This is a genomic window from Cytobacillus firmus NBRC 15306 (assembly GCF_001591465.1).
GTDB classification, from domain to species: Bacteria; Bacillota; Bacilli; order Bacillales; family Cytobacillaceae; genus Cytobacillus; species Cytobacillus firmus.
In genome coordinates this window covers 60,109-85,764 of the sequence record NZ_BCUY01000001.1, presented here as the reverse complement: position 1 = coordinate 85,764, position 25,656 = coordinate 60,109, and the positions used below count along the sequence as shown (strand labels likewise).

At 40.9% G+C, this 25,656-nt stretch carries 26 protein-coding genes and 1 pseudogene; 18 read left to right on the top strand and 9 right to left on the bottom strand.

Features of this window, described 5'->3' with window-relative positions; translation table 11 throughout:
* Positions 1-27 precede the first annotated feature (27 nt).
* The 5 genes from hppD (at position 28) to BFI01S_RS00410 (ending at position 5,023) form a co-directional block, all read left to right on the top strand.
* Positions 28-1,143, top strand: a complete 1,116-nt coding sequence (hppD, locus tag BFI01S_RS00430) for a 4-hydroxyphenylpyruvate dioxygenase (RefSeq protein ID WP_061790841.1) — start codon at positions 28-30, stop codon at positions 1,141-1,143.
* A 67-nt stretch (positions 1,144-1,210) separates the two neighbouring features.
* Positions 1,211-2,305: a histidinol-phosphate transaminase gene (hisC, locus tag BFI01S_RS00425; protein ID WP_061790840.1), complete on the top strand. Its 1,095-nt coding sequence runs from the start codon at positions 1,211-1,213 to the stop codon at positions 2,303-2,305.
* A 5-nt stretch (positions 2,306-2,310) separates the two neighbouring features.
* Entirely contained in the window at positions 2,311-2,931 is a 621-nt protein-coding gene (locus tag BFI01S_RS00420; protein ID WP_061790839.1) for a flavin reductase family protein, read from the top strand.
* Between the two features lie 4 nt (positions 2,932-2,935).
* Positions 2,936-3,859 (top strand): fumarylacetoacetate hydrolase family protein, encoded by a 924-nt coding sequence (locus tag BFI01S_RS00415; protein ID WP_061790838.1) that lies wholly within the window; start codon positions 2,936-2,938, stop codon positions 3,857-3,859.
* A gap of 9 nt (positions 3,860-3,868) precedes the next feature.
* Complete coding sequence (locus BFI01S_RS00410) at positions 3,869-5,023, top strand: homogentisate 1,2-dioxygenase (protein ID WP_061790837.1); 1,155 nt, start codon at positions 3,869-3,871, stop codon at positions 5,021-5,023.
* A 32-nt stretch (positions 5,024-5,055) separates the two neighbouring features.
* On the opposite strand, the gene BFI01S_RS00405 is transcribed toward BFI01S_RS00410, so the two are convergent.
* The 4 genes from BFI01S_RS00405 to arcA form a co-directional block, all read right to left on the bottom strand.
* A complete protein-coding gene (locus BFI01S_RS00405) occupies positions 5,056-5,910 on the bottom strand; it encodes a DegV family protein (protein ID WP_061790892.1) in 855 nt (284 codons plus the stop codon).
* Between the two features lie 308 nt (positions 5,911-6,218).
* Positions 6,219-7,772, bottom strand: coding sequence for an ABC-F family ATP-binding cassette domain-containing protein (locus tag BFI01S_RS00400; protein WP_061790836.1), 1,554 nt, complete (start codon positions 7,770-7,772; stop codon positions 6,219-6,221).
* A 288-nt stretch (positions 7,773-8,060) separates the two neighbouring features.
* Positions 8,061-9,518 (bottom strand): catalase KatA, encoded by a 1,458-nt coding sequence (gene katA, locus BFI01S_RS00395; protein WP_061790835.1) that lies wholly within the window; start codon positions 9,516-9,518, stop codon positions 8,061-8,063.
* Positions 9,519-9,810: 292 nt separating this feature from the next.
* Entirely contained in the window at positions 9,811-11,046 is a 1,236-nt protein-coding gene (arcA, locus tag BFI01S_RS00390; RefSeq protein ID WP_061790834.1) for an arginine deiminase, read from the bottom strand.
* Positions 11,047-11,380: 334 nt separating this feature from the next.
* Here arcA and BFI01S_RS00385 point away from each other — a divergent pair, with 334 nt between their 5' ends.
* On the top strand, positions 11,381-12,571 hold the full coding sequence (locus tag BFI01S_RS00385; RefSeq protein ID WP_061790833.1) for a glycine C-acetyltransferase: 1,191 nt from the start codon (positions 11,381-11,383) through the stop codon (positions 12,569-12,571).
* Positions 12,572-12,627: 56 nt separating this feature from the next.
* Complete coding sequence (locus tag BFI01S_RS00380; RefSeq protein WP_061790832.1) at positions 12,628-13,572, top strand: L-threonine 3-dehydrogenase; 945 nt, start codon at positions 12,628-12,630, stop codon at positions 13,570-13,572.
* A 33-nt stretch (positions 13,573-13,605) separates the two neighbouring features.
* Here BFI01S_RS00380 and BFI01S_RS00375 read toward each other — a convergent pair whose 3' ends face one another.
* Positions 13,606-14,349 carry an arylamine N-acetyltransferase family protein gene (locus tag BFI01S_RS00375; RefSeq protein WP_061790831.1) on the bottom strand — a complete coding sequence of 248 codons (744 nt, stop codon included), beginning with the start codon at positions 14,347-14,349 and terminating at the stop codon, positions 13,606-13,608.
* Positions 14,350-14,527: 178 nt separating this feature from the next.
* On the opposite strand from BFI01S_RS00375, the pseudogene BFI01S_RS22160 reads away from it, so the two are divergent.
* A pseudogene (locus tag BFI01S_RS22160) lies at positions 14,528-14,710 on the top strand (Rdx family protein); the annotation flags it as partial.
* Between the two features lie 83 nt (positions 14,711-14,793).
* Here the strand turns inward: BFI01S_RS22160 and BFI01S_RS00370 are convergent.
* Entirely contained in the window at positions 14,794-15,198 is a 405-nt protein-coding gene (locus BFI01S_RS00370) for an Hsp20/alpha crystallin family protein (RefSeq protein WP_061790830.1), read from the bottom strand.
* A 92-nt stretch (positions 15,199-15,290) separates the two neighbouring features.
* Here BFI01S_RS00370 and selA point away from each other — a divergent pair, with 92 nt between their 5' ends.
* Positions 15,291-16,688 carry an L-seryl-tRNA(Sec) selenium transferase gene (gene selA, locus BFI01S_RS00365; protein WP_061790829.1) on the top strand — a complete coding sequence of 466 codons (1,398 nt, stop codon included), beginning with the start codon at positions 15,291-15,293 and terminating at the stop codon, positions 16,686-16,688.
* Positions 16,689-16,732: 44 nt separating this feature from the next.
* On the opposite strand, the gene BFI01S_RS00360 is transcribed toward selA, so the two are convergent.
* Together BFI01S_RS00360 and BFI01S_RS00355 are read right to left on the bottom strand one after the other, a co-directional pair.
* The gene (locus BFI01S_RS00360; RefSeq protein WP_076256329.1) at positions 16,733-16,879 is read right to left on the bottom strand and encodes a small acid-soluble spore protein P; all 147 of its coding nucleotides are present in this window, start codon (positions 16,877-16,879) and stop codon (positions 16,733-16,735) included.
* Positions 16,876-17,055, bottom strand: coding sequence for a hypothetical protein (locus BFI01S_RS00355; protein ID WP_061790828.1), 180 nt, complete (start codon positions 17,053-17,055; stop codon positions 16,876-16,878). Before BFI01S_RS00355 ends, BFI01S_RS00360 begins: the two co-directional genes overlap by 4 nt.
* A gap of 86 nt (positions 17,056-17,141) precedes the next feature.
* On the opposite strand from BFI01S_RS00355, the gene BFI01S_RS00350 reads away from it, so the two are divergent.
* Positions 17,142-17,399 (top strand): hypothetical protein, encoded by a 258-nt coding sequence (locus BFI01S_RS00350; protein WP_061790827.1) that lies wholly within the window; start codon positions 17,142-17,144, stop codon positions 17,397-17,399.
* Positions 17,400-17,436: 37 nt separating this feature from the next.
* Here the strand turns inward: BFI01S_RS00350 and sspO are convergent, their stop codons facing one another.
* Positions 17,437-17,586, bottom strand: a complete 150-nt coding sequence (sspO, locus tag BFI01S_RS00345; RefSeq protein WP_061790826.1) for a small acid-soluble spore protein SspO — start codon at positions 17,584-17,586, stop codon at positions 17,437-17,439.
* Between the two features lie 353 nt (positions 17,587-17,939).
* Between sspO and acnA the strand changes: the two genes are divergently transcribed.
* The 8 genes from acnA (at position 17,940) to BFI01S_RS00305 (ending at position 25,605) form a co-directional block, all read left to right on the top strand.
* Entirely contained in the window at positions 17,940-20,648 is a 2,709-nt protein-coding gene (gene acnA, locus BFI01S_RS00340; protein ID WP_061790825.1) for an aconitate hydratase AcnA, read from the top strand.
* 103 nt (positions 20,649-20,751) lie between these two features.
* Positions 20,752-21,168, top strand: coding sequence for a hypothetical protein (locus BFI01S_RS00335; RefSeq protein WP_061790824.1), 417 nt, complete (start codon positions 20,752-20,754; stop codon positions 21,166-21,168).
* A 54-nt stretch (positions 21,169-21,222) separates the two neighbouring features.
* Positions 21,223-21,744 (top strand): peroxiredoxin family protein, encoded by a 522-nt coding sequence (locus BFI01S_RS00330; protein ID WP_061790823.1) that lies wholly within the window; start codon positions 21,223-21,225, stop codon positions 21,742-21,744.
* A gap of 235 nt (positions 21,745-21,979) precedes the next feature.
* Positions 21,980-22,111 carry an FbpB family small basic protein gene (locus tag BFI01S_RS00325; protein WP_172581920.1) on the top strand — a complete coding sequence of 44 codons (132 nt, stop codon included), beginning with the start codon at positions 21,980-21,982 and terminating at the stop codon, positions 22,109-22,111.
* A gap of 63 nt (positions 22,112-22,174) precedes the next feature.
* The gene (locus BFI01S_RS00320; RefSeq protein ID WP_035332449.1) at positions 22,175-22,318 is read left to right on the top strand and encodes an acid-soluble spore protein N; all 144 of its coding nucleotides are present in this window, start codon (positions 22,175-22,177) and stop codon (positions 22,316-22,318) included.
* Between the two features lie 156 nt (positions 22,319-22,474).
* Positions 22,475-22,726, top strand: a complete 252-nt coding sequence (gene tlp, locus BFI01S_RS00315; RefSeq protein ID WP_061790821.1) for a small acid-soluble spore protein Tlp — start codon at positions 22,475-22,477, stop codon at positions 22,724-22,726.
* A gap of 126 nt (positions 22,727-22,852) precedes the next feature.
* Positions 22,853-25,165, top strand: a complete 2,313-nt coding sequence (locus BFI01S_RS00310) for an AAA family ATPase (protein ID WP_061790820.1) — start codon at positions 22,853-22,855, stop codon at positions 25,163-25,165.
* Between the two features lie 2 nt (positions 25,166-25,167).
* Complete coding sequence (locus BFI01S_RS00305) at positions 25,168-25,605, top strand: acyl-CoA thioesterase (protein ID WP_061790819.1); 438 nt, start codon at positions 25,168-25,170, stop codon at positions 25,603-25,605.
* Positions 25,606-25,656 lie beyond the last annotated feature (51 nt).

Below are 25,656 nucleotides of genomic sequence, written 5' to 3'. Positions count from 1 at the left end.
TATTAATATTAAAACGGAGGGGTTAGCATGCAAGATGAAAAATTGTTAAAGGAACAGAAGGCAGACGATTTCTTTCCTGTGAAGGAGGTAGATTATTTAGAAATCTATTCAGGAAATGCCAAACAATCCTGCCATTATTTCTGCACAGCTTTCGGTTTTAAGCCAGTTGCTTATTCCGGTCTGGAAACCGGCAATAGAGAAACAGTCTCTTATGTCCTTCAGCAGAGAAAGATTCGCCTGGTGATCACAGGAACATTAAATGACAGTTCCAGAGTTTCAAATTTCATTCATAAGCATGGAGATGGTGTAAAAGATATAGCATTAACTGTTGATGATGTTGAAAAGGCTTACAAAACAGCGGTTGAAAGAGGCGCAATCGACATACAGCCTCCAGCAGAGATAAAAGACGAACACGGCACGGTCAAAAAGGCAGTTATTGGTACATATGGAGATACCATTCATACACTTGTTGAACGGAATGATTATAAAGGGGTATTCATGCCTGGCTTTGAGCCTTATCAAACTGAAGTTCCATTTGAGGATGCAGGTTTTATCGGCGTCGACCATGTTGTTGGAAATGTAGAGAGAATGGAGGAATGGGTGAATTATTATGCAAATGTAATGGGCTTTAAGGAAATGAAGCACTTTACAGATAAAGACATTACAACAGAATATTCCGCTCTGATGTCCAAGGTTATGCATAATGGAGGCAGAATTAAGTTCCCGATTAACGAGCCTGCAGAAGGGAAGCGCAAATCCCAGATTGAAGAATACCTTGAATACTACAACGGGGCTGGAGTCCAGCATTTGGCCATTCTGACAGAAGATATTGTCAGCACTGTCAGCATCCTCCGCAAAAATGGGGTAGAGTTCTTAAGCACTCCAGAATCTTATTATGAAATGCTTTCTGAGCGCGTAGGGAAAATTGATGAAGAGATCGACAAATTGAAGGAATTAAATATTCTCGTTGACCGCGATGACGAAGGCTATTTGCTTCAAATTTTCACAAAACCAATCGTAGACCGTCCGACCTTATTCATTGAAATCATTCAGCGTAAAGGTGCCAGAGGGTTTGGTGAAGGCAACTTTAAAGCACTCTTTGAATCTATTGAACGTGAGCAGGAAAGACGGGGGAATTTATAACTTTTCAGCTTAAGAGGGAGAAAGCATTTCTCCCTTTTTTAATAAATTTGAGAAGGAGGCAGACCAGATGGCCAGAATCCAGACAAAAAGCGCTGTGGAAAAGATTGTTTCTTATCCGCTTGGCAGCTCGCCGGAAGAGATCAAAGAAAAGTACAATTTAATGGCTGTCCGAAAAATGTCTGATAATGAAAATGTGTATGGCTGTTCATCAGAAGTCAGGAACAGCATCAGCAAAGCGATGAACAGTCTTTACTTTTATCCGGATGGCACTGTTTCCCTGCTCAAACGCAAGCTGGGCGGATTCTATAATATAAGTGAAGATAACTTTCTGGTCACCAATGGTTCAGAAGAGATCATCCGATTATTGACTAGAGCATACATAAGTGCTGGAGATGAAGCTGTCATGGCTCAGAATACATTTCCACGATATGAAACAAACGTCCTGATTGAAGGAGGCAGTGCGATAACGGTGCCGCTGCAAAATGGAACCCATAATCTAAGTGCAATGTATGAGAAGTTAAACGAAAAAACAAAAATGGTGTTTATCTGCAATCCCAACAATCCTACAGGAACCATAGTCGGTAAATCAGAACTGCTGCAATTCATTGATAAAGTTCGTTCGAATATTCTGATTATTCTTGATGAAGCATACTATGAATATGTGAATTCCGAGGATTATCCTGACTCTATTCCGCTTCTTGAACAGCGGTCTAACTTAATCATTTTAAGGACTTTCTCCAAAATCTACGGCCTTGCCGGACTCCGTGTCGGATATGGAATCATGCATCCGGAGATCGTGAATGACCTTAATAAGGTAAAAGATGTTTTTAATGTCAACCACCTGGCACAGGCTGCAGCTTCTGCAGCTCTAAATGATCAGGATTTTATAAGGGATTGTGCTCAAAAAAATGCCGAAGAGATGAAATTTGTGTGCCAGAAACTAAATGAATTACATGTCGGCTATTTTCCTTCCCAAACCAATTTTATTTATATTTTCAGCCACCTTCCTATTGCAGACAACTTGATCGCAAATGGTTTAGTGGTCCGGAAAATGAAGCTTGAAGGCTATTTTGATGCCTTTCGGATGACTTTAGGAACAAGGGAAGATAATGAAGCGGCATTGGCAGTGATAAACAAACTCTTGAATGAAAAGGCGGTGTAGGGCATATGGAATTAAATCCACAGAGTCTTGAGTGGAAGGACGCATATAAGCTAATGGTTGGCTCAATTCTTCCGCGTCCCATTGCGTTTGTTACCACTATGGATACAGATGGAAATGTAAATGCAGCTCCATTCAGCTTCTTTACTGCCATATGTGCAGATCCGATGCTGATTTGCTTTTCACCGATGCGAAAAGGGACAGATGGCTCTAAGAAAGACACGCTTGCTAATATTGAATCCACCAGGGAATTCGTAATTAACATCGTCAGTGAAGACTTTACGGAAAAGATGAATATATGTGCAGCGGATTATCCGGCTGGTACAGACGAACTGGCCGCAGCGGGTCTCGAAAAAGAAAAAAGTGCCTCTGTGAAGCCACCTCGGGTTAAAGAATCAAAAGTCCATTTGGAATGCAGTCTCTATCAGGTACTTCACTTTGGAGAACATCCCGGTTCAGGAAGCCTGGTGATTGGAAAAGTGGAGCATGTGCATGTTGCTGAAGAGCTTTACGAAAATGGAAGGATTAATTCCGAAAAGCTGAAGCCTGTTGGCCGGATGGCAGGACATATCTATACGAGGCCAATGACTGATGTATTTGAATTGATCCGAAAAACGGACCCAAGGTGATGCTATGAAATTCATAACCTTTCAAAAACCGGATGGATCTATAAGAGCGGGCTGGCTGAAGAATGAGGAGTATGCTGTTGATATGCATGAAGCGACCAATGGTGTTCTTCCGAAAACAATGCTTGATTTTCTTGAAAATCATGAGTTTTTTATGGAATACCTATCTTCAAGCACTAAATTGAAGAATACCGATAGAGGAGTATATCCATTATCAGACGTCAAATTAATGGCTCCACTGCCAAATCCAAAAAGCTTTAGGGATTTCTATGCTTTTGAAGAACACGTTAAAACGGCAAGAGCCAACCGTGGACTTGATATGATTCCCGAATGGTATGACATACCTGTTTTTTATTTTTCCAATCATCTGAGCATTAAGGGGCCGAATGAAGAAATTTCACCTCCTAAGGATTGCCAATGGCTAGATTACGAGCTCGAAATTGCCTGTATCATCGGTAAAGAGGGAAAGGATATTAAAGCTGCCGAAGCGGATGATTATATATTTGGGTATTGCATCCTGAATGATTGGAGTGCAAGAGATATTCAGCGAAAAGAAATGAAGGTAGGTCTTGGCCCTGCAAAAGGGAAGGATTTTGCCACTTCTGTCGGACCATATATCGTTACAAAGGATGAGCTTGAGAATTTCCGTGTTGAAAATGGGTATGATTTTCTCATGACCGCAAAAGTTAATGGAACTCTTTTATCAGAGGGGAATATGCAGGATATTTACTATTCCTTTTACGAAATGATTGAACGGGCTTCTGACGGTGTAACCCTCTGTCCAGGTGAGATGATAGGCTCCGGGACTGTTGGCAGCGGCTGCATCCTTGAGCTGGGAACTGATGTGCACCGCTGGCTTAAGCCTGGAGATGAGGTTGAGCTTGAGATTAGCAATCTCGGAACATTAAAAAATCGAATCGCAAATGAGTGAGGTGGAAATATGTTTTATCGCCAAATGGGGAAAATCCCGCACAAGCGCCATACGACTTTCAAAAAACCGGATGGTACCTTATTCAGGGAACAGGTCATGGGGACAAAGGGTTTTTCCGGCACCCAATCCATTCTTTATCACCACTATATGCCGACAGAAGTAGCACGAACTGAACTGATCGGAAAATATGTTCCAGAGTATGAAGATCAGGAGAGCTTAAAGCATCGGCATTTGTTCACAGATCAAATTGAAAAGAAAGGGGATGCCCTTTCAGCAAGGGAATATCTGCTTGGGAATGACGACCTTTTAATAGGCACCATGAATATTACAGAGCCGATGAAAAGCTATTACCGGAATGGCGATGGAGATGAGATGCTCTATATTCATTATGGAACAGGAAAAGTTGAGACCATGTTCGGAACTTTAACCTTTCGCCCTGGAGACTATGTCATTATTCCGATTGGAACTATTTACCGTGTAATTCCGGACAAAGAGCAGCTGACTAAAGTGCTCCTGGTGGAGTCTTTCAGCCAGATTACAACACCAAGAAGATACCGGAATGAGTATGGGCAGCTTCTTGAACATAGTCCATTCTGTGAACGGGATATCCGGGGACCGGAGATACTGGAAACATATGATCAAAAAGGAGAATATGAAGTTATCACGAAAACAAGGGGATACTTGCATTCTCATATTCTGAATCATCATCCGCTTGATGTGGAGGGCTGGGACGGCTATCTTTATCCATGGGTCTTTAATATAGAAGACTTTGAACCGATTACCGGAAGGGTGCATCAGCCTCCGCCGGTCCATCAGACATTTGAAGGACATAACTTTGTTGTGTGTTCTTTTGTTCCCAGATTATATGACTATCATCCAGAGGCTGTCCCTGCCCCCTACTATCACAGCAATGTCAACAGTGATGAACTGCTATACTATGTGGAAGGCAATTTCATGAGCAGGAAGGGGATTAGAGAAGGCTCCATCACCCTTCACCCAAGCGGTATTCCACATGGGCCTCACCCTGGAAAAACAGAAGCCAGCATAGGGAAAAAGGAAACTCTTGAGCTTGCTGTTATGATTGATACATTCAAGCCGTTAAAGCTGGTGAAAAACGCTAAGTTAATAGAAGATGAGAAGTACATGTTTACATGGGTTGAATAGAAAAAAGCACTTTCCTTTTGGAGAGTGCTTTTTTAACTTTCGTTCTGCCAAATAATGGCCAGTGTTCCCTCACCGGCATGGGCAGCGATCGTTGAACTAATATCACCAATGAAAATATCGAGGCGCGGAAAATGAGACTTTATTTCTTCGGCCAGCTCCTCCGCCTTTGCAGGCACATTCCCATGCATGATTTGAACCTGGGGGATTGTGTGGTTTTCATACGAATTCCCAAGAAATTCTATCATTCTTTTGATTGCTTTTTTTTCTGAACGGACTTTATCAAACAGTTCAAACTCCCCATCCCAGTTAATGCGGATAATTGGCTTTATTTTCAAAATGCTTCCCAGCAGGTATTGTGTGCCTGACATTCTGCCGCCCTTATAAAATTGCTCAAGGCTTCCAAGCAATATATAATTCTCGGATTTCTCTGTCTCACTTTGCAGGATATCCGCAATTTTATGCGCCGGCATATCATTTTCAGCAAGCTTTAATCCTTTATTGATCAATGTTGTAATGGCAAAAGACATACATTTAGAATCGACTGTGAAAATAGGAAACTCTGCCAGCTCTGCTCCGGCTATACAGCTATTTAGCGTGCCGCTAAGTTTGCTGGATACATGAACAGCAACTGCAGCATCATATTCCGGCTTCAATGATTCAAATAGTTCCGCAAATTTTCCGGCGGAGGGCTGTGAAGTTTTAGGAACTTCTTTTTCATTGCGAATCCGGCTATACAGTTGATCTGTATTTAAATCAATACCATCTTCATAGGATTCCTCACCGAATGTAATAGTTAGAGGAACCACATAAACGTCAGGATGTCCCAGCATCTCCTTAGTAACATAGGCTGTGCTGTCTGTAATCCAGGCAATTTTCTTTTTTATCATAAATGATTTAAGTCCTTTGTCAATTATTTTGGAATAAATTGAACCGCTTCCATTATTGAAAACTCCCCTCATTATACACGAATAGACCATTACCTGTATTGCTTTTTAGTGGTCCATTTATAGGAAATATCCTGTGTATGTCAGTTAGAAGGTATATATGGAGCACTTGAAGGTAAATAAGAATCTTTTGTGAACAATGTTTGAACCTGATAAAATGGCGGCCTGAAATGAAAAAATCCCCTGCGTGGCAGGGGATTGTGAGTATGTCTCTTTATTGACCTAATACCATTTAAACTTGTTTATTGAAATTAAAAAACTTTCGTAGTCCAATCCTCACAATTCCAAATATCGGTCGCAATTTCACGATAGAAATCAGGTTCGTGGGAAACCATCAGGATACTTCCTCGGTATGCCTTTAAAGCACGCTTTAATTCTTCTTTTGCATCCACATCCAAGTGATTGGTAGGTTCGTCCAGAATTAATAAATTCGTTTCTGTGTTTAAAATTTTACACAATCGAACTTTGGCTTTTTCACCACCAGAAAGGACTTCGATTTTACTTTCAATATGTTTCGTCGTTAATCCGCATTTTGCAAGAGCAGCACGAACTTCAGCCTGATTCATACTTGGGAACTCGCTCCAAATCTCTTCAATACAAGTGTTGTAGTTTGACTGTTTAACTTCCTGCTCGAAGTAACCGATGTATTGATACTCACCGCGTTCCACTTTACCCGAAATGGGACTAATCAATCCAAGAATACTTTTTAAAAGAGTAGACTTACCAATGCCGTTAGCACCCACGAATGCAATTTTTTGTCCGCGTTCCATTTTCAAATTCAGAGGGCGGGAAAGTGGTTCATTGTAACCAATAACAAGATCTTCAGTCGTGAAAATCCAGCGGCTGGCTGCACGAGCTTCTTTGAAAATAAACTCTGGTTTCGGTTTTTCTCTCCCCAATTCAATAATTTCCATTTTGTCGAGCTTCTTTTGACGGGACATTGCCATATTACGAGTTGCAACACTTGCCTTGTTGCGGGCAACGAAATCCTTTAAATCTGCAATTTCTTGTTGTTGACGCTTGTATGCAGACTCCAGCTGCTGCTTTTTCGTTTCATATACTTTTAAGAAGTTATCATAGTCACCAGCATAGCGATTCAACTCTTGGTTTTCCATGTGATAGATCAAGTTAACAACACTGTTCAGGAATGGAATATCATGTGAAATCAAGATAAATGCATTCTCATATTCCTGTAAATAGCGCTTCAGCCATTCGATATGCTGTTCATCCAAATAGTTTGTAGGCTCGTCCAGTAATAAGATTTCCGGCTTTTCCAGCAAAAGCTTAGCCAGTAAAACTTTCGTGCGCTGCCCGCCGCTAAGATCATCTATATCACGATCAAGTCCAACATCATCTAATCCCAGGCCGCGGGCAACTTCCTCAACTTTTGAATTAATTTGATAGAAATCATTACTATCTAAAGTTTCTTGCAGCTCTCCAACTTCTGCAAGTAATGCATCAATATCAGCACCTTCATCACCCATTTTTGCATAAAGCTCATTGATCTCTGATTCAGCATCAAAAAGATATTGAAAAGCAGTACTCAAAGCGTCACGCATCGTAGTGCCTTTTTTAAGTACAGCATGCTGATCTAAGTAACCAACACGAACTTTTCGTGACCACTCAACTTTCCCCTCGTCGGGCTGCAGCTTCCCGGTAACAATATTCATGAAAGTAGACTTACCCTCACCATTTGCCCCAACTAGTCCAACGTGTTCACCTTTTAAAAGCCGAAAAGACACATCATTAAAAATCGCACGATCACCGAAACCGTGGCTTAAATTTTGTACATTTAATACGCTCATTTTTTTACCCCTTCTCTAATATTCCATGTGGATATCTTACTAGATTTAGACTGTTTTTTCTATCTAAAGTTATTTCTTGTGAAAAATGCAATTCGATTATTGGGATAAATTGAAGTCTGCCCATTCTTAATTAAAGGCTCTTTATTAAAGCTGGATGTTGATTTTATGGCATTGAAAAATAGGCGGGAAGTAATGTTGGGAGATCAGCAAAAAGGGGGTCACACTAACACTTCACCCGGAAAAAAGGTGCCAATTAGGTTATTGGCACCTTTCGCTATTTCTAATGGTTCACTTAACTCCCTGCGGAACTGCCAGGCCAAGACCTTTAGCAATACGTGTACCATAATCAGGATCCGCTTTAAAGAAATGCTGAATCTGACGAAGCTTAATTTCTTCTTTTTCTACAGGCTTCATGGCAGCAACAATGTTTGCCACAAGACGTGAGCGTTCCTCTTCACTCATTAAGCGGTATAGATCACCGGCTTGTGTGTAGTGGTCATTATGATCATACGCAACGCTTTCGGCTAAACCGGATACAGGGTATGCAGCCTGCTTGTGCTCCGGTACTTCAGTTGGTCCTCCAAAGCTGTTCGGCTCGTAATAAACAGAACCTCCGCCATTATTATCAAAACGCATCTGGCCGTCACGCTGATAGTTTTGCACTTCGTTTTTAGGGCGGTTGATAGGCAGCATCTGATGGTTAGCACCTACACGGTAGCGGTGTGCATCATGGTAGGCAAACAGGCGGCCCTGAAGCATTTTATCAGGTGACACATCAATACCAGGTACTAGAGTTCCCGGAGAGAAGGTAGCCTGCTCAACTTCAGCAAAGTAGTTTTCCGGATTTCTATTGAGAACCATACGTCCCACTTCGATTAATGGATAATCTTTTTGTGACCACACTTTCGTGACATCGAATGGGTCGAAACGGTACGTGTTTGCATCCTCAAGCGGCATGATTTGCACGCAAAGCTTCCAGGAAGGATAATCTCCATTCTCAATTGCATTGAATAAGTCCTCTGTATGGTAATCCGGATTTTCGCCAGCCATTTTAGCTGCAGCTTCTACACTGAGGTTTTTAACGCCTTGCTCTGTTTTAAAGTGATATTTCACCCACACGCCTTCGCCTTTATCATTAACCCATTTGAAGGTATGGCTTCCAAATCCATGCATATGTCTTAGTGTTGCAGGAATTCCCCGGTCAGACATTAAGATGGTTACCTGGTGCAGCGACTCAGGAGATAAGGACCAGAAGTCCCAGACAGCTGTCGGATTTTTCAAATGTGTCCTAGGATCACGCTTCTGTGTATGAATAAAGTCAGGGAACTTGATGGCATCCCGGATAAAGAATACAGGCGTGTTGTTCCCTACAAGATCGTAGTTTCCTTCTTCTGTATAGAACTTAACAGCAAAGCCGCGCGGATCACGGACTGTATCTGCAGAACCAAGTTCGCCGGCTACAGTTGAAAAGCGGATGAATAAAGGCGTTCTTTTGCCAACTTCAGATAGAAATGAGGCTTTTGTATATTTAGTGAGATCATTTGTAACTTCAAAATAGCCATGTGCACCGGCACCTTTTGCATGAACAACACGCTCAGGCACACGTTCTCTGTTAAAATGGGCGAGCTTTTCCAGCAAGTGTACATCCTGAATCAATGTTGGCCCTCTTGAGCCGGCAGTCATTGAATTTTGGTTGTCGCCAACTGGGGCGCCCCAGCTTGTCGTGAGATTATTCTTTTTTGTCATTCTATAATCACCTCATAAAAGTTTTAATAACTTGCTTATATTCGTAATGATAACATTTCTCAAAGGAAAATCAATACTTTTTTATAATTATTATAAATAAATATAAATTATTAAGTGAAACATCCTATAAAATGAGCTGACGAGTGCTTGTTTGAAAAGGGCATTAGTATATTTATATTTCCGTTTTTTCTTAAAAGAACTTGTTTTTTAGAAGGAGGGAAGGAGAAAGAGGGGGCTGTGAAAAAAATAGTATTCATAAAAAAATCGGGCGGTTCCGGAACCGCCCGATTCATCAGCTAATATTTTCCCTTATGATCGGCATGCTCATGCATCTTGGACCGCCACGGCCTCTTGAAAGTTCAGAGCTGAGAATTTCAATGACTTCAACCCCATTTTGCCGGAGGATGTCGTTTGAAACATAGTTTCGGTCATAAGTGACAACTACACCGGGAGCGATTGCGAGTGTATTGGAACCATCGTTCCATTGTTCCCGTGCCGATGCTATCGGGCAGCCTCCTCCACAAGGGATTAACACTAATTCATCAAGATGAAGCACTTCTTTCAATGTTTCTTTCAGCGAGTTTTTCTCTGTAATCTTAAGAGTATCAGAATTATCCTCCTGTTCCAGTATGTAAATCTTCATGCTGCCATCTCTATCTTCAATAGCAGGGTGGTAGGTGAATTTATCATGATCAATCATGGTGAAAACGGTATCCAGGTGCATGAATGCGCGAATTTTAGGGATTTCAACTGCCACAACCTTTTTAATGGCATCCTGACGGGAGAATAACTCGCGCGCAAGTTTTTCAATCCCTTGTGCAGAAGTTCTTGCACTGACGCCAATGGCGATCACTTCATCACTTAAAATCAGTTCATCTCCGCCTTCAAGAGAGTAGAGATCATCACGCTTAAAGTAAGCAGGGATCTCATGTTTATTAAAACGCGGATGATGATTCATGATGCAGTCCATGAAAATGGATTCCCTTCTCCTTGCAGGCTCATGCATTCGATTAATCGTAATGCCTTCACCTATAACCGCAGCCGGATCACGGGTAAAATAGAGGTTGGGCATAGGGTCGAGATAAAAAGGATAATGGTCCGGCATCATTTCATGAAGATGGATTTTCTTATCCTGATCAATATCCGATTTAACGACACCAGCCATCACTTTCTTTACAAGTTCATCAGGCGGAAGAGATAAGAGATACTCTTTCACTGTATCGTAGGAACCATTGATATTTGATTGACTTTCCCATAAGACCTTTTCAATAAAAGCGACTCTGGCCTCGTCCTGCTGTATGGCTTCTGTCATCAATTTATCGAGATATAAGACCTCGATTCCCCGGTTGCTTAAAATATTGGCGAAATAATCATGTTCTTTTTGAATGGCAGGCAAAAAGGGAATGTCATCGAATAAAAGTCTTTTCAAATATTGAGGTGTGAGATTTTCTATTTCCTTACCCGGCCTATGCAGAAGGACCGTTTTTAATTCTCCTATTTCCGAAGTTACATTTAGCGGATGTTTCATTATAATAAATACCTCCAAAGGCTTAATGGCCTGACCTATAGTTCTATGTTTGATTGGTTCCCTGTGTAATCATAGAGTAAACAGATCAATTATGTGTATATTTATTCAATTGATTTTTTCGAGATAAAAGGGAAAACTGATTATAAGGTAGCTCAAAGAAACTCTAATAGAAAATCTGTCCATCATAAGTGTACAAATCAAAAAAATGTGTTAAAGTATAATTTGAAAAAACCTTTACATAGCTTAATTTACTTAATGAAACAATGTCCGCTCTGAAAGTACACTTGTGTATGAGTTGGCGACATTCAATAAAAATGTACTGGGGGATACTGATATGACCAGCAAAATTTTAGATGCTTTTTTACAGGAAAACCTGGAGGATTTAAAAGATAGAGGACTTTACAACGTAATCGACCCTCTTGAAAGCCCAAATGGGCCAATTATCAAAATCAACGGCAGAGAACTAATTAATCTCTCATCCAATAACTATTTAGGTTTGGCAACTGATGAAAGACTAAAAAAGTCCGCAATCGAAGCAATTGAAAAATATGGGGTTGGAGCAGGTGCTGTCCGTACTATAAATGGAACGCTTGAACTTCACACAAAACTTGAAGAAAAGCTGGCTGAGTTCAAACATACAGAAGCAGCCATCGCATACCAGTCCGGATTTAATTGTAACATGGCAGCGATTTCTGCTGTTATGGATAAAAATGATGCCATTTTGTCTGATGAGCTGAATCATGCTTCCATTATAGATGGCTGCCGGTTATCCAAAGCCAAGATTATTCGCGTAAATCATTCTGATATGGAAGATTTAAGAGCAAAAGCGAAGGAAGCGAAAGAATCAGGACAGTACAACAAAATCATGGTTATTACTGACGGAGTCTTCTCGATGGATGGCGATATCGCAAAGCTTCCTGAGATCGTGGAAATCGCGGAAGAGTTCGATCTGATCACATATGTGGATGATGCACACGGTTCAGGAGTTCTTGGAAAGGGAGCAGGCACTGTTAAGCACTTCGGCCTTTCTGACAAAATAGATTTCCAGATCGGCACACTTTCAAAGGCGATTGGTGTTGTTGGGGGATATGTGGCCGGCAAAAAGGACTTGATTGATTGGCTGAAAGTCCGCAGCAGACCATTCCTATTCTCTACATCTTTAACACCTGCAGATGTAGCAGCAAGCACGAAAGCTATTGAACTGCTTATGGAAAGCACAGAGCTGAATGAAAAGCTATGGGAAAATGCCAACTACCTTAAGGACGGGCTCCAAAAACTAGGCTTTGATATCGGCGACAGCGAAACACCAATTACTCCTTGTATTCTTGGGGATGAAGTGAAAACACAGGAATTCAGCAAAAAGCTCAATGAAGAAGGCGTTTATGCAAAATCAATCGTCTTCCCGACTGTCCCTAGGGGAACGGGCCGTGTCAGAAACATGCCATCTGCAGCACATACGAAAGAAATGCTGGATCAGGCAATCGCCATTTATGAAAAAGTCGGCAAGGAAATGGGAATTATTTAAGTTCGACTATATATAGCATCAAAATTAAGGCAAAGAGGAAATGTTGGAGGAATAAGATGAAACGGATTATGATTACTGGAGCTTTAGGTCAAATCGGCTCTGAACTAACCTTGAAATTAAGAGAAATCTATGGTACGGACAATGTTATCGCAACAGACATCAGAAAAAATGACTCTGAGGCTGCTAATTCAGGACCATTTGAAATGGTTGACGTTACAGATGCAAAATCAATGCTGGATACAGGTAAGAAAAATAATGTGGATACAGTCATTCATATGGCTGCTCTATTATCAGCTACAGCTGAGGCTAACCCTGTATTTGCGTGGAATTTAAATATGGGCGGGCTAATGAACGCTCTTGAAACGGCAAGAGAGTGCAATGCACAATTCTTTACGCCAAGCTCCATTGGCGCATTTGGGCCTACTACGCCTAAGGACAATACTCCACAGGATACTATTCACCGCCCAACTACGATGTATGGCGTGAATAAGGTTGCAGGCGAATTGCTGTCAGATTACTACTATTACAAGTTTGGTGTGGATACAAGAGGCTTGAGGTTCCCTGGTTTAATCTCTTATGTAACTCCTCCGGGGGGCGGAACGACTGATTATGCTGTTGAGATCTATTATGAAGCCATTAAAAATGGCCGCTATACATCTTACATCGACCAAGGCACATATATGGATATGATGTATATGCCTGATGCGCTGAATGCCATCGTTGATTTAATGGAAGCTGATGCAGATAAACTCGTCCACCGCAACTCCTTCAATGTAACAGCAATGAGTTTTGAACCTGAACAGATTGCGGCTGAGATCAAAAAGCATATCCCGGGGTTCGAAATTTCCTATGAAGTGGATCCTGTGCGCCAGGCGATTGCAGACAGCTGGCCAAATTCGATTGATGCTTCTGCTGCTAAAGAAGAGTGGGGATTCAAAGCAGACTTTGATTTAGCCAAGATGACTGCTGATATGCTTGATAAACTTAGAACAAAATTATAATAAAGCATGAGGGACGCCGTTTGGCTGTCCCTTTTATAATTTTATATTGAATTGCTCGTGGAGGAATTCCTTTTTTTCCTCCTCGGTTAGTTCGAATTTCTCTTTTCCGGATTCTTCAGACTTAGTGACAGTTAATCCTGAGAGTGTAATACGGCCATTCTTTGTAGCGATAGTGGCTAGGTCGCCATGTGTAAAATGGGATCCAGGAGAAGTCTGATTGAAAAAACATGCATCATGGAAGTCATCGAGCTGCTTTGGCTTATCAGAAAAACGGTATAGAATTTTCCATTTGCCATCCTCAAGCCGCTGAAGATCAAACTTTTCTCCAGATGTTGATTTTATCCTGTATGTTCCGCTGACATCGGTTCTTTCCTCACCGGTTAAAGGCAGAGGCTGCCTGACGGAATCACCAAACCCTACATCAACCAAATAAGGGAGTTGGTGCAAGTAAACCAGTATGGCTGCATGAGAATCTTCTCTGACCCATCCATCAGGCTTTTTAACGGTACAGGAAATAAGATGTGATTGAAATCCCAGTTCTGACAGGAGAAGTTGAAACAGACCGTTTAATTCATAGCAAAAGCCCCCCCTGCCCCGTTGCAGTATTTTTTCAAAAAACGAATCTGTGTCCAGCCTTATGGGGATCTTTCGTGTCACATCCAAGTTTTCAAATGGAATATTGAGCATATGCCCGCTCTGCAGTTTTGTCAGATATTCAAGATCCAGATTACGGTCAGCCGAAACTTTAATTCGCTGCAGGTATTTTTGTGCATCCATCAAATCACTCCATAAATTTTTTTGCTTTCAATTTAGAAGGAAAAACAAATCGATTTGCAGTAATAAAATAGTTATACTAGAATGTCATTATATATAATTTTAGCAAATTACACACGGGGGTTAAAATATGGTTTATGAAGTAAAAGTTGAATTCTGCATGATGTGAAACTACGCACCTAAAGCCGCGAGTTTCGCGGAAGAGCTATTTACGAACTTTCGTTCTGAGATTTCAAAAATGGAGCTTGTTCCAAGCAAGGGCGGAGCTTTTGAAATAACAGTGAATGGAGAAAAGCTTTATTCTAAGCTGGATACGGGCGTTTTTCCAAAAACCAAAGAAATCATTGAAAAAATGCAAAAATAAAACGGTAAAAAACCTTCTCCGGGCGGAGGAGGTTTTTTGCTGATTTATGTAAACAAAGGGTAAAAGGCAACCTCTAGCTCAGTTTATAAATCGATGATTATCTCTCTATTGCATCCCGGTCCCGCTTCATTTTTATTGATAAAAATCTCTAATATCTCATTTGCAAACTCAGCACGAACCATTTTATTCACAACTGAGAAAGGCAGTTTTACTTTACGCATGCATGGATGACCGCGCCGAATTGCTTCTGTGTCATCTATTTTAGCAGCTTTGATGATTACGCTGTCTTCTTTTAAGGAAACGGTTACATCTTTTGATGCACATCCGGTTAAAAGCGCCTCAACGATAATCTGCGCTTCCGTATCGTATAAGTCGATGCGGAATGTTATCTGATCCAAATAAGAAGAAAGCGGGTCCAGGTAATAATCCTCCATCCATTTTTCCAATTCACTCAAATTAAACGGATGGAAATCTTCCTTTTTGTTCAACTTCAAAACCCCCTTGTTTCATTCTATAGTATTCATTTCATGCAAATTAGTGAAAAATGATATAATAACGGGGCAAATGCTGGAGGGATATTATGAAGAGTACAGTCAGAAAGATTTTGCCGGTGCATGAACTGCAAAAAGACCGGCGTTTTACTCATTTAATGAAACAGTATGGACTTGACTTTATACATACAACCAACATGCTGAAAGAGGTAATTTCTGATATAAGGAATACTATTCTTGCCGGTAATTGGACCGGTGAGGAGCCAGGTACGGAGAAATTTACGGACCTAATTTTTCAAAAAGCAGAAGAGGTAATCACTGTTCGGTATGGATATACACTTAAAAGGGTTATTAATGCTACTGGCACTATTCTTCACACTAATCTTGGCCGGGCACGGTTAAGTAAGTCTGCAGCGGATCATGTGCTTGAAGCTGCCATGAACTATTCCAATTTGGAGTATAACCTGGGTGAAGGCGAACGGGGATCCAGGCATAGTCACCTGGAAAATCTGGTCAAAGAACTGACAGGTGCAGAAGCAGCCATGGCAGTCAATAATAACGCTGCTGCCGTTTATTTCATTTTAAGAGCTCTTGCGGAAGAAAAAGAAGTAATCGTTTCCCGTGGACAGCTAGTTGAAATCGGAGGCTCCTTCAGGGTATCAAGCATAATGGAAGAGAGCGGGGCAAAGCTCGTTGAAGTGGGAACAACAAATAAAACCCACCTGGTAGATTATAAAAAAGTGATAAATGAAGATACAGCCATGATTATGAAGGTGCACACGAGCAATTTTAAAATTATTGGTTTTACGAAAGAAGTCTGCACCGGGGAGCTTGCCCGACTATCACAAGAAAATAACCTTATATTTTATGAAGATCTGGGCAGCGGTGCACTATTTGACTTTAAAAGCAAAGGAATCGGAAATGAACCTGCAGTCAGCGATGTTTTAAAAAAGGGAGCAGATATCGTTTCTTTCAGTGGAGACAAGCTTTTGGGCGGTCCTCAGGCTGGAATTATTGCCGGAAGAAAGGATTTAATCGAAAAACTGAAAAAACATCAGCTGGCCCGGGTTCTTCGGGTTGATAAAATGACGATTGCTGCTCTTGAAGGCACCCTAATTGATTACTTAAAAGGCGAAGAGGGTCTTAAAAATATTCCGGTAGTCCATGATGTCTTGATGACAAGTGATGAACTCAAAGTGAGAACATCCCAATTTCTTAACAGAATACAAGCTGCCGGGAAAGATTATGTATGCTCAATGAGAGAAAGTACAGGACAGGTTGGGGGTGGCACGATGCCTGAGGTAGAGCTTCCGTCCTGGATTGCTGTTTTAAAGCACCGGCAATATTCAGCAGATCATATCGGCCGCCAATTAAGGATTAATTCTTCCATAATAGTCAGGATTCAAAAGGAAGAAATTCTGATTGATCTTAGGACAGTAACTGCCGATGAAGAGGACACCATAATAAATGCTTTAATTGCTGTTTAAAGAAAAAACAGCTGCCTGATGATAAGGCAGCTGCTTCTTTACATTCACATATCGTGGTGTGAATTATGTTTTTGTCTGGTGTGGTTACGATTTTTTACTTTCTTAGAGCCGCTTAATGGTTCAGGCTGTCCATCATTATTATGTCCTTTAGGTGCATTTCTGCGCATGTCTTTGCCATTGTTTTTGTTCAATTGAAGCCCTCCTCGGATAATAGGATGTTTCTTCCGCTCCAGGCAGCTGATATGCCGGCTGCCGTCTTAATGGCTGACGGGTAGAAAAGATACAAGGTGATATTCACCTTCATCTCATGTGTTAGTTTGTCTCTTTTCATTGAAAAATTGCCTTGCAAAATGTGGCTGAATGTCAAGATTTCCTCCTGAGTGATTTCGCGGAATATTTTATGATGCTATTGCACAATTTAATGGTACAAATTTTATTAGGAGTGAAAAAAGCATGCCATATCATAAAGATAAACAGCAGGCATTTCAGGCAGCACAGCAGGGAATGGAAGATGCACAGGAGCTTTATGCTGAAATTGTAAAAGATTCTGCCAGTTACGGCCATCAGCTTAAACATCTTAAGCAGGAGGTAAACGAAGCGTACGCTCAAATTGAAAATGCACTTGAGGTTGCATCGGAACATCAGCGGGCACAATTGGAGAGATTCCAGCAGGATTTAAGATCCATGGTTGAAGATGTTAACCAATATTAGAAATTTACCCGGCTGCTGTTCAGCCGGGTATAATCATTTATTGATTCTTCTTGCGCTTTTTATTATTTTGCTTTTGCGCTTCTGTTAATGGTTCATTGGCATATTCCTCATTATACCCTGCGCCCATCCCCTGGCCTTTTGCGGCGTTCATACCCTCAATAATATGATTAGATTTTCTTTTAGCCATAGTCATTCACCTCCCTGGTACTATTTTTCCATGGATAATGTCAATTTATGTTGTTTTTTGGACCGGTATATTACCTTTTTCGTTTTTGCAGAATAATAACCAAGCAATTAAGGGTATTTTTGTCTAATTGAAAAACACTATCAATTACGGCATTTAAAAGACTTAATGAAGTAAATAAGAAATTATGATAAGAAAAACTTATCAAAAACAATAACTTTCTTGTTATTTACTTATATAGCAGGTTGTATTAATATAGGAATTGTGAGAAAAGTAAGGATGGATGAAAATTCAAACTTTTCGACAATTACCTAACACTTGGTATATGATGTTTATTGAAAGAGGGGGTAATACATTTGGCAAAGAACGATGTGTTCAATTCCCGCAAATCCTTTGATCTGGACGGGAAGCGCTATCATTACTATCATTTAGGTGCTCTGGAAGAAGCTGGAGTAGGTAATGTTTCCAAATTGCCTTATTCAATAAAGGTATTATTGGAATCAGTACTTCGTCAATATGACGGCCGTGTAATTACAAAAGAGCATGTTGAAAACCTGGCAAAATGGGGAACTTCTGAAGTAAAAGAAGTAGATGTTCCTTTCAAACCATCACGTGTAATTCTGCAGGACTTCACTGGAGTTCCGGCAGTAGTTGACCTTGCTTCATTGCGTAAGGCGATGGCTGATATGGGTGGGGATCCTGACAAAATTAATCCTGAGAAGCCTGTTGATCTGGTTATTGACCACTCAGTACAGGTAGATAAGTATGGAACACCTGATTCACTTGAAGCCAACATGGAGCTTGAATTCGAGCGAAATGCAGAGCGTTACCAGTTCTTGAGCTGGGCACAAAAAGCTTTTGACAATTATCGTGCAGTTCCGCCTGCAACAGGTATTGTTCACCAGGTAAACCTTGAGTTCCTTGCGAATGTTGTACATGCGCTTGAGACAACGGAAGGCGATTACGAAACTTTCCCTGATACTCTTGTAGGTACTGACTCCCATACAACCATGATCAACGGCATCGGCGTTCTTGGATGGGGTGTAGGAGGTATTGAAGCTGAAGCAGGTATGCTGGGTCAGCCTTCATATTTCCCTGTTCCTGAAGTTGTAGGGGTTAAGCTCACTGGCGAACTTCCTAACGGAACTACTGCTACTGACCTTGCATTAAAGGTAACTCAAGTACTGCGCAGCCAAGGAGTGGTTGGCAAATTTGTAGAATTCTTCGGCCCTGGTGTCATACAGCTTCCATTGGCTGACCGCGCTACAATTGCCAACATGGCTCCAGAATATGGTGCAACATGCGGTTTCTTCCCTGTTGATGCAGAAGCCCTTGATTACATGCGCCTGACTGGACGTCCTGAAGAGCAAATCAAGATTGTTGAAAAATACTGCAAAGAAAATGGAATGTTCTTCGATCCATCTCTAGAGCCGGTATACACAAATGTAGTTGAAATCAATCTTTCCGAAATTGAAGCGAACCTTTCAGGTCCTAAGCGTCCGCAGGATTTAATTCCGCTTTCAGCAATGAAAAAGGAGTTCAATGACGCGATCACTGCTCCACAGGGCAACCAGGGCTTTGGCTTGAATAAAAAAGAAATCGACAAAGAAGTTACTGTTGAATTTGCAAATGGCGATTCAACCAAGATGAAAACGGGTGCTGTTGCCATTGCGGCAATCACTAGCTGTACAAATACTTCAAACCCTTACGTTTTAGTTGGTGCAGGTTTAGTGGCGAAAAAAGCAGTTGAACTTGGAATGGAAGTTCCTAAGTTCGTAAAAACTTCTTTGGCTCCGGGATCAAAGGTTGTTACCGGATACCTGCGTGATTCAGGACTTCTTCCATACATGGAACAGCTTGGATTCAACCTTGTTGGTTATGGCTGTACAACATGTATCGGTAACTCCGGTCCATTAAGAGAAGAAATCGAAAAGGCTGTAGCCGAAAGCGATCTTCTTGTAACATCTGTTCTTTCCGGCAACCGTAACTTTGAAGGACGTATTCATCCGCTTGTAAAAGCAAACTACCTGGCTTCTCCGCCATTAGTAGTTGCTTATGCACTTGCAGGAACAGTCGATATCGATCTTCAAAACGAGCCAATCGGAAAAGACAAGAATGGCAATGATGTCTTCTTTAACGATATCTGGCCTTCAACTGCTGAAGTTAATGAAGTGGTTAAACAGACTGTTACACCTGAATTGTTCCGTAAAGAATATGAGCATGTATTTGACGACAATGCTCGCTGGAATCAAATTCAAACTAGCAATGAGCCTTTATATTCATTTGATGATAATTCAACATATATCCAGAATCCTCCGTTCTTCGAAGGCTTAACTCCTAATGCTGATGAAGTTAAACCTTTATCAGGATTGCGTGTTGTCGGCAAGTTCGGTGATTCTGTAACAACTGACCATATTTCTCCGGCAGGTGCGATCGGCAAAGATACGCCAGCAGGAAAATATCTTCGCGAGAACGGTGTTGAACCACGTGACTTTAACTCTTATGGATCCCGACGCGGTAACCATGAGGTAATGATGCGCGGTACATTTGCAAACATCCGTATCCGCAACCAAATTGCGCCAGGCACAGAAGGCGGATTCACAACTTACTGGCCAACAGGTGAAGTTACATCTATCTATGATGCTTGCATGAAGTATAAAGAAGATGGAACTGGCCTTGTTGTTCTTGCCGGCAAAGACTATGGAATGGGATCTTCCCGTGACTGGGCTGCCAAAGGTACGAACCTGCTTGGAATTAAAACAGTTATTGCTGAAAGCTATGAGCGTATTCACCGTTCTAACCTTGTTCTAATGGGAGTTCTTCCACTTCAGTTCAAGGAAGGCGAAAGTGCAGAAACTCTTGGCTTGTCAGGAAAAGAAACGATCGATGTTCAAATCGATGAAAATGTTAGACCACGTGACTTTGTTAAGGTTACAGCTACAGATGAAAACGGCAGCCAGACTACATTCGAAGTTCTTGTCCGTTTCGACTCTGAAGTTGAAATCGATTACTACCGTCATGGCGGAATCCTGCAAATGGTTCTTCGTGATAAATTGGCTAACTAATTTTGACCCGCCGCTATGTGTTTGCTCACATTGCGGCTTTTTTTATTTACAAAATATACGGGTTTAGGTATCTTGATTGTATCTGTAATTTGGAGGGCTGACATTGGGTGCTTTTTTGATTGGACCATTTTTAGTGAAGTACGAATGGGTTATAGTCCTGCTTTCAGGAATTGTTTCTTATTTCATTATTGTTCAAGTCTTAAGAGACAGCGGGGAATATAAAAAAGTTTTTCTGAATGTCATCTTGAATTCAGTTCTTATTGGGTTTTTTACTTATAAGTTTAGTTCAATCCTTTTCCAAACAGAAAATATTCTAAGCAGCCCGATGGGATTTTTATATTTCTCTGGAGGAAGAAAAGGAATTATTTTAGGAGCCTTTTTTGCTATATTCTATTTAGTATTGGCTATTAAGAAATACAACTATCCGCTTAATACATGGATTCATGGAATTGTTTACGGATCTGTCACATTTATGCTGTCTTATTGGCTGTTCAGAACCTTATTAATTTTGCTTTTCTAGGTTAAAATACAATCAAGGAAGCAAAAAGGCAGAATAGCCGGGAGGAAAAACAGCATGTTCAAAAAAATGTTTGCAGCTTCTGTGTTATTAATCATTATCACCGCGGTTTTTGTAGTGCAGGCTTTTGAAAAAGGTGAAGTCGAAAGTCAGCCCGTTAATCAGACAGGATTAGGAATAGGCTTGAAAGCCCCAGATTTCGAATTGAAAAACCTGCAAGGGGAAACAGTTAAGCTCTCAGATTACAAAGGAAAAAAAGTCATGCTAAACTTTTGGGCAACCTGGTGTCCTCCGTGTAAAGCTGAAATGCCTGATATTCAAAAATTCTATACTCAGAAGGGAAATGATGTTGCTATATTGGCGGTGAACATCGATCCCCAATCTGATGTTGCAGGGTTTGCTGAACAAATGAAAGTGAATTTTCCGATTTTACTTGATGTGGACGAAAAAGCTTCTAATGCCTATCAAATAATAACAATTCCTACCACTTTTTTTATTGATGAAGAAGGAATCATTCGGAATAAGTATTTAAGTGCGATGTCCCTGGAGCTTATGAATCAGTATATAGATGAAATGTAGAAAAACATTTGCATATGCAGATGTTTTTTTTGTATAGGTTTACGGTGAAATAAAAAGGGAAAAATTTATTAAGAATAGGTATTTTCTGAATATTGCATTAATAATTTCGAACCAAATGTACTTTTTTCACGTAGTCTGGGTATATGCGGATGGAATTTTCGAAAAGTTGTAATAATTTAAAGGTTTTCTGGAGATAATGATTGTTACAATGTTATTAAAGGAAGGTGAAAGATTTATGAGAAAGCCTAGAAAACGCTCCTTTGCTGAATTAGTACTAGAAAATAAACGCCAGCTGCTTAAAGATCAAGAAGCTATGGAAAGAATCGAAGAGCGCCTCGAGCTTAAACGTCTGAACAAGGCTGAATAGAATTACTTGCCAATCATGAAACCCTCTTCAAATGCACAAACTTAATAATGAGGAGGGATATGAATGAGTAATCCAAAAAGGCACCCTAATCATTTCAATCCGAACCATATTGGTACACAATCACGCGGATTTGGCGGCAACAAAGGCAAGAAAATGCAGGACAAATCCGGACAGCATGCTCAAGTGATACAAACTAAAGGCGAATAATTGATAGGAGTACCTGCCATTTATATAGGGCAGGTTCTTTTGTTTCTCAACATTTCTGGTATATCAGGCAAGCGAACCACACTTTTCCGCCAATATTTTTCTTGTTCTTTCACAAACTAACTTTGAACCATCACCTAACAAAGGGAGGAACATACCATGGCACATAACAGACCAAACCCGGATGACCGCAGCGATAACGTTGAAAAGCTTCAATCCATGATCGTTCATACAATTGAGAACATGGATGAAGCTGAAGAATCAATGAAGTATGCCAATGCTGAAGATCTTGCCAGAATTGAAGCTAAAAATGAACGCCGCCGTGAAAGTCTTGACGCTTTCCGTTCAGAAATAAAGGATGAATACGAAGCTCAGCAAAATGGCAATAGCAGCGAGAACAATAATTATTGACACCTTCATGACCTAATCGAATGTGATTAGGTCTTTTCCTATGGAGCTAAGGAGCGCATCCTTATAGATAATTATTGAAATATGGTAAGATAAGTTGAGGAAACTAAGAAGAAGAAGTGATAATCGATGACACAGCAGAATAGACAGGCAAAATCAGAAGAAATTAAGGCCGGCCATTGGAAGAATGAGCTGGATCAATACGGATACATACAAAATGAAGCAGAATTGCTAGATGTGATAAAGAATATCAATGAAAAGACAGATCCGGGTCTGCTTTCGGAATTATTGGCCATGGCTGCTATATCCCGGCTAAACAAAAATACTGATGATACTCTTGCCAGTGCATGGCTGCAGAAAGCGGTTGAACTGGACACTGGGAATACAATGGCAGCAGCCCAATTAGGAAAATCCGAATGGAAAAATAAAAGCAATCTTCTTGAAGCCCTGACTTTCCCGCCGATTCGGGAAACCGATAACAGGGCAGCTAAAAAGAAAACAGCTGAGCAATTTATAGAAATTTGCCGAAGCTTTATGAACAAAGCGGATGACGAGTTAGAAGACCTGCAGAAAAAGCAGCATGCCTATGAGGATGCGGAATACCGGAAGCTGACTGAAATACTTGAAAAAGCGATTGAAGAGACAGCTTTTCTTTTAAAGGCTTCCGAGGAATATGAACAATCCATATCAGGTGTCTTCCATACTTCAACTTATTATACCGATATGAAAAGCCACTTGAATGCCATCAGCAGACTTAAAATTGAATGGAAAGAGATATTTGAATCAGAGGAAGAGGAATCTGATGTACAAACCGATCCGCTTATTGAACTTAATGAAATGGTTGGGCTGCACTCGGTCAAGAGCAGAGTTCATGATTTTTACCGGTTTTTAAAATATCAAAACGAAAGAAAGTCCCTTGGTTTTCAAACGAAGGATGAACTCAGCCTCAATATGATACTAACCGGGAATCCAGGTACGGGCAAAACAACGATCGCCAGGCTTTTGGCGAAGATTTATCACAGCCTTGGTGTTTTGCCTCGGGAAGAAGTAATCGAAGCAGACCGGTCACAGCTGGTTGGAGGATTTGTCGGGCAAACAGAAGAAAATGTCAGGGCTGCTGTTGAAAAGGCGATCGGCGGTGTACTGTTCATTGATGAGGCTTACAGCTTAAAGCGTGAGGGACAGACTGGCAGTGATTATGGACAAACTGCCATTGATACCCTTGTATCGCTGATGACCGGAACTGAATACGGGGGAAAGTTTGCGGTTATCATGGCCGGTTATCCAGAAGAAATGAGACAATTTCTCGACAGCAATCCTGGTCTCCGCAGCCGTTTCCCGGAGTCGAACTTTATTGCACTGCCTGATTATTCGAATATGGAGCTTTTGCAGATTGCTGAGAAGCTGTCTGCCGATAATGATTATGTTCTTACTGAAGGAGCAAAGCAGGAACTGGGCAAACGTATTGAGAAAGAGCGGGTTGATGATACATTCGGTAATGCCAGGACTGTAAGAAACATTGTTCTGGATGCGATTTTTAAAAAAGGCTCTCAAGCAAAAAGTAACGAAAACATCATGTCTTATACACTTTTGGAAAAAGAAGATTTTGAAAGTGAAGAAGAAGAAAAGCTGATGAATCCTCGGGAGCAGCTTGACCGGCTGATCGGACTTGAAACAGTTAAAAAAGAAGTTCAACATTTAGTGTCCTTTGTTAAAATGCAGCAGGTGCGCCGTGAAAGAGGTCTTCCGGTTGTCCCTATCCAGCTTCATTCAGTATTTACCGGTAATCCGGGAACAGGAAAAACGACTGTAGCAAAGATCTATGCAGAATTGCTGAAGGAATGCGGATTTCTGAAACGCGGACATTTGATAGTTGCGAGCCGTGCTGATTTTGTAGCCGGCTATGTTGGCCAAACTGCTATCAAGACAAAGAAAAAGATAAGAGAGGCATTGGGTGGTGTCCTATTCATTGATGAGGCATATTCACTTCTTTCTCAGACATCAGGAGATTTTGGCAAAGAAGTCATTGATACGTTAGTGGATGAAATGACAAAGCATAATGAAAATCTTGTCGTTGTTTTGGCTGGCTATCCAAATGAAATGGAGAAGCTAATGTCAAGTAACCCGGGGTTAAAATCCCGATTCAAAAAGTTCTTTCATTTCAAAGATTATTCAACCCCAGAGCTCCTGGAAATTATTATTTCATATGCTGGAAAATATGAATACACACTAACGGAGGAAGCAAAGGATTACCTTAACCACACTTTATCAAAGATTGAAGTAAACGGGAATGGACGTTTTGCGGCCAATCTTGCTGATGAGGCCATTCAGGCACAGGCCATGAGAATTGTTTCAGGACTTGCTGAGGATATTGAGCAGGTAAGCATTTTGGAGAAGCCGGATTTCGAAATAGCTTTAAATAAAATAAGTAAAGGGGAATAGGGATGCTCATCTCAACAAAAGAAATAGAGGTAAGGTATGCAGAAACAGATCAAATGGGAGTAGTATATCACGCCAATTACCTGGTATGGATGGAACTTGGCCGGACACAGATCATTAAAGATCTTGGATTCAGCTATGCTGAAATGGAGAAGGATGGAATTATTTCTCCTGTTCTGGATATTATTGCTTCTTATAAAAAACCATTGCGCTACGGGCAGACTGCAACAATTAAAACCTGGATCGAAGAGTATGACGGTTTCCGCGTCAGCTACGGATATGAAATATTCAATGATGAAGGAGAGCTTGCCGTAACAGGCTTGTCAAAGCATGTTTGCGTCAAACAGGATAATTTCCGCCCAATTTCAATTAAAAAGAAATATCCTGATTGGCATGAAGCATACGAAAAAGCGAAAAAGCAGCCTGAAGGTGCTGTCAGATAAGTGAAACTTCAATAAGTGGGAGTCTTACTGCCTTAACCTGCGATAAACTAA

Coding starts and splice junctions, on each gene's coding strand:
- BFI01S_RS00415 (WP_061790838.1), top strand. CDS start 2,936: ATGAAATTCATAACCTTTCAAAAACCGGATGGATCTATAAGAGCGGGC.
- hisC (WP_061790840.1), top strand. CDS start 1,211: ATGGCCAGAATCCAGACAAAAAGCGCTGTGGAAAAGATTGTTTCTTAT.
- BFI01S_RS00350 (WP_061790827.1), top strand. CDS start 17,142: ATGCCATATCATAAAGATAAACAGCAGGCATTTCAGGCAGCACAGCAG.
- katA (WP_061790835.1), bottom strand. CDS start 9,518: ATGACAAAAAAGAATAATCTCACGACAAGCTGGGGCGCCCCAGTTGGC.
- BFI01S_RS00420 (WP_061790839.1), top strand. CDS start 2,311: ATGGAATTAAATCCACAGAGTCTTGAGTGGAAGGACGCATATAAGCTA.
- BFI01S_RS00410 (WP_061790837.1), top strand. CDS start 3,869: ATGTTTTATCGCCAAATGGGGAAAATCCCGCACAAGCGCCATACGACT.
- BFI01S_RS00305 (WP_061790819.1), top strand. CDS start 25,168: ATGCTCATCTCAACAAAAGAAATAGAGGTAAGGTATGCAGAAACAGAT.
- BFI01S_RS00325 (WP_172581920.1), top strand. CDS start 21,980: ATGAGAAAGCCTAGAAAACGCTCCTTTGCTGAATTAGTACTAGAAAAT.
- BFI01S_RS00310 (WP_061790820.1), top strand. CDS start 22,853: ATGACACAGCAGAATAGACAGGCAAAATCAGAAGAAATTAAGGCCGGC.
- arcA (WP_061790834.1), bottom strand. CDS start 11,046: ATGAAACATCCGCTAAATGTAACTTCGGAAATAGGAGAATTAAAAACG.
- BFI01S_RS00400 (WP_061790836.1), bottom strand. CDS start 7,772: ATGAGCGTATTAAATGTACAAAATTTAAGCCACGGTTTCGGTGATCGT.
- BFI01S_RS00380 (WP_061790832.1), top strand. CDS start 12,628: ATGAAACGGATTATGATTACTGGAGCTTTAGGTCAAATCGGCTCTGAA.
- BFI01S_RS00330 (WP_061790823.1), top strand. CDS start 21,223: ATGTTCAAAAAAATGTTTGCAGCTTCTGTGTTATTAATCATTATCACC.
- hppD (WP_061790841.1), top strand. CDS start 28: ATGCAAGATGAAAAATTGTTAAAGGAACAGAAGGCAGACGATTTCTTT.
- BFI01S_RS00320 (WP_035332449.1), top strand. CDS start 22,175: ATGAGTAATCCAAAAAGGCACCCTAATCATTTCAATCCGAACCATATT.
- BFI01S_RS00385 (WP_061790833.1), top strand. CDS start 11,381: ATGACCAGCAAAATTTTAGATGCTTTTTTACAGGAAAACCTGGAGGAT.
- selA (WP_061790829.1), top strand. CDS start 15,291: ATGAAGAGTACAGTCAGAAAGATTTTGCCGGTGCATGAACTGCAAAAA.
- tlp (WP_061790821.1), top strand. CDS start 22,475: ATGGCACATAACAGACCAAACCCGGATGACCGCAGCGATAACGTTGAA.
- BFI01S_RS00375 (WP_061790831.1), bottom strand. CDS start 14,349: ATGGATGCACAAAAATACCTGCAGCGAATTAAAGTTTCGGCTGACCGT.
- sspO (WP_061790826.1), bottom strand. CDS start 17,586: ATGGCTAAAAGAAAATCTAATCATATTATTGAGGGTATGAACGCCGCA.
- BFI01S_RS00405 (WP_061790892.1), bottom strand. CDS start 5,910: ATGATAAAAAAGAAAATTGCCTGGATTACAGACAGCACAGCCTATGTT.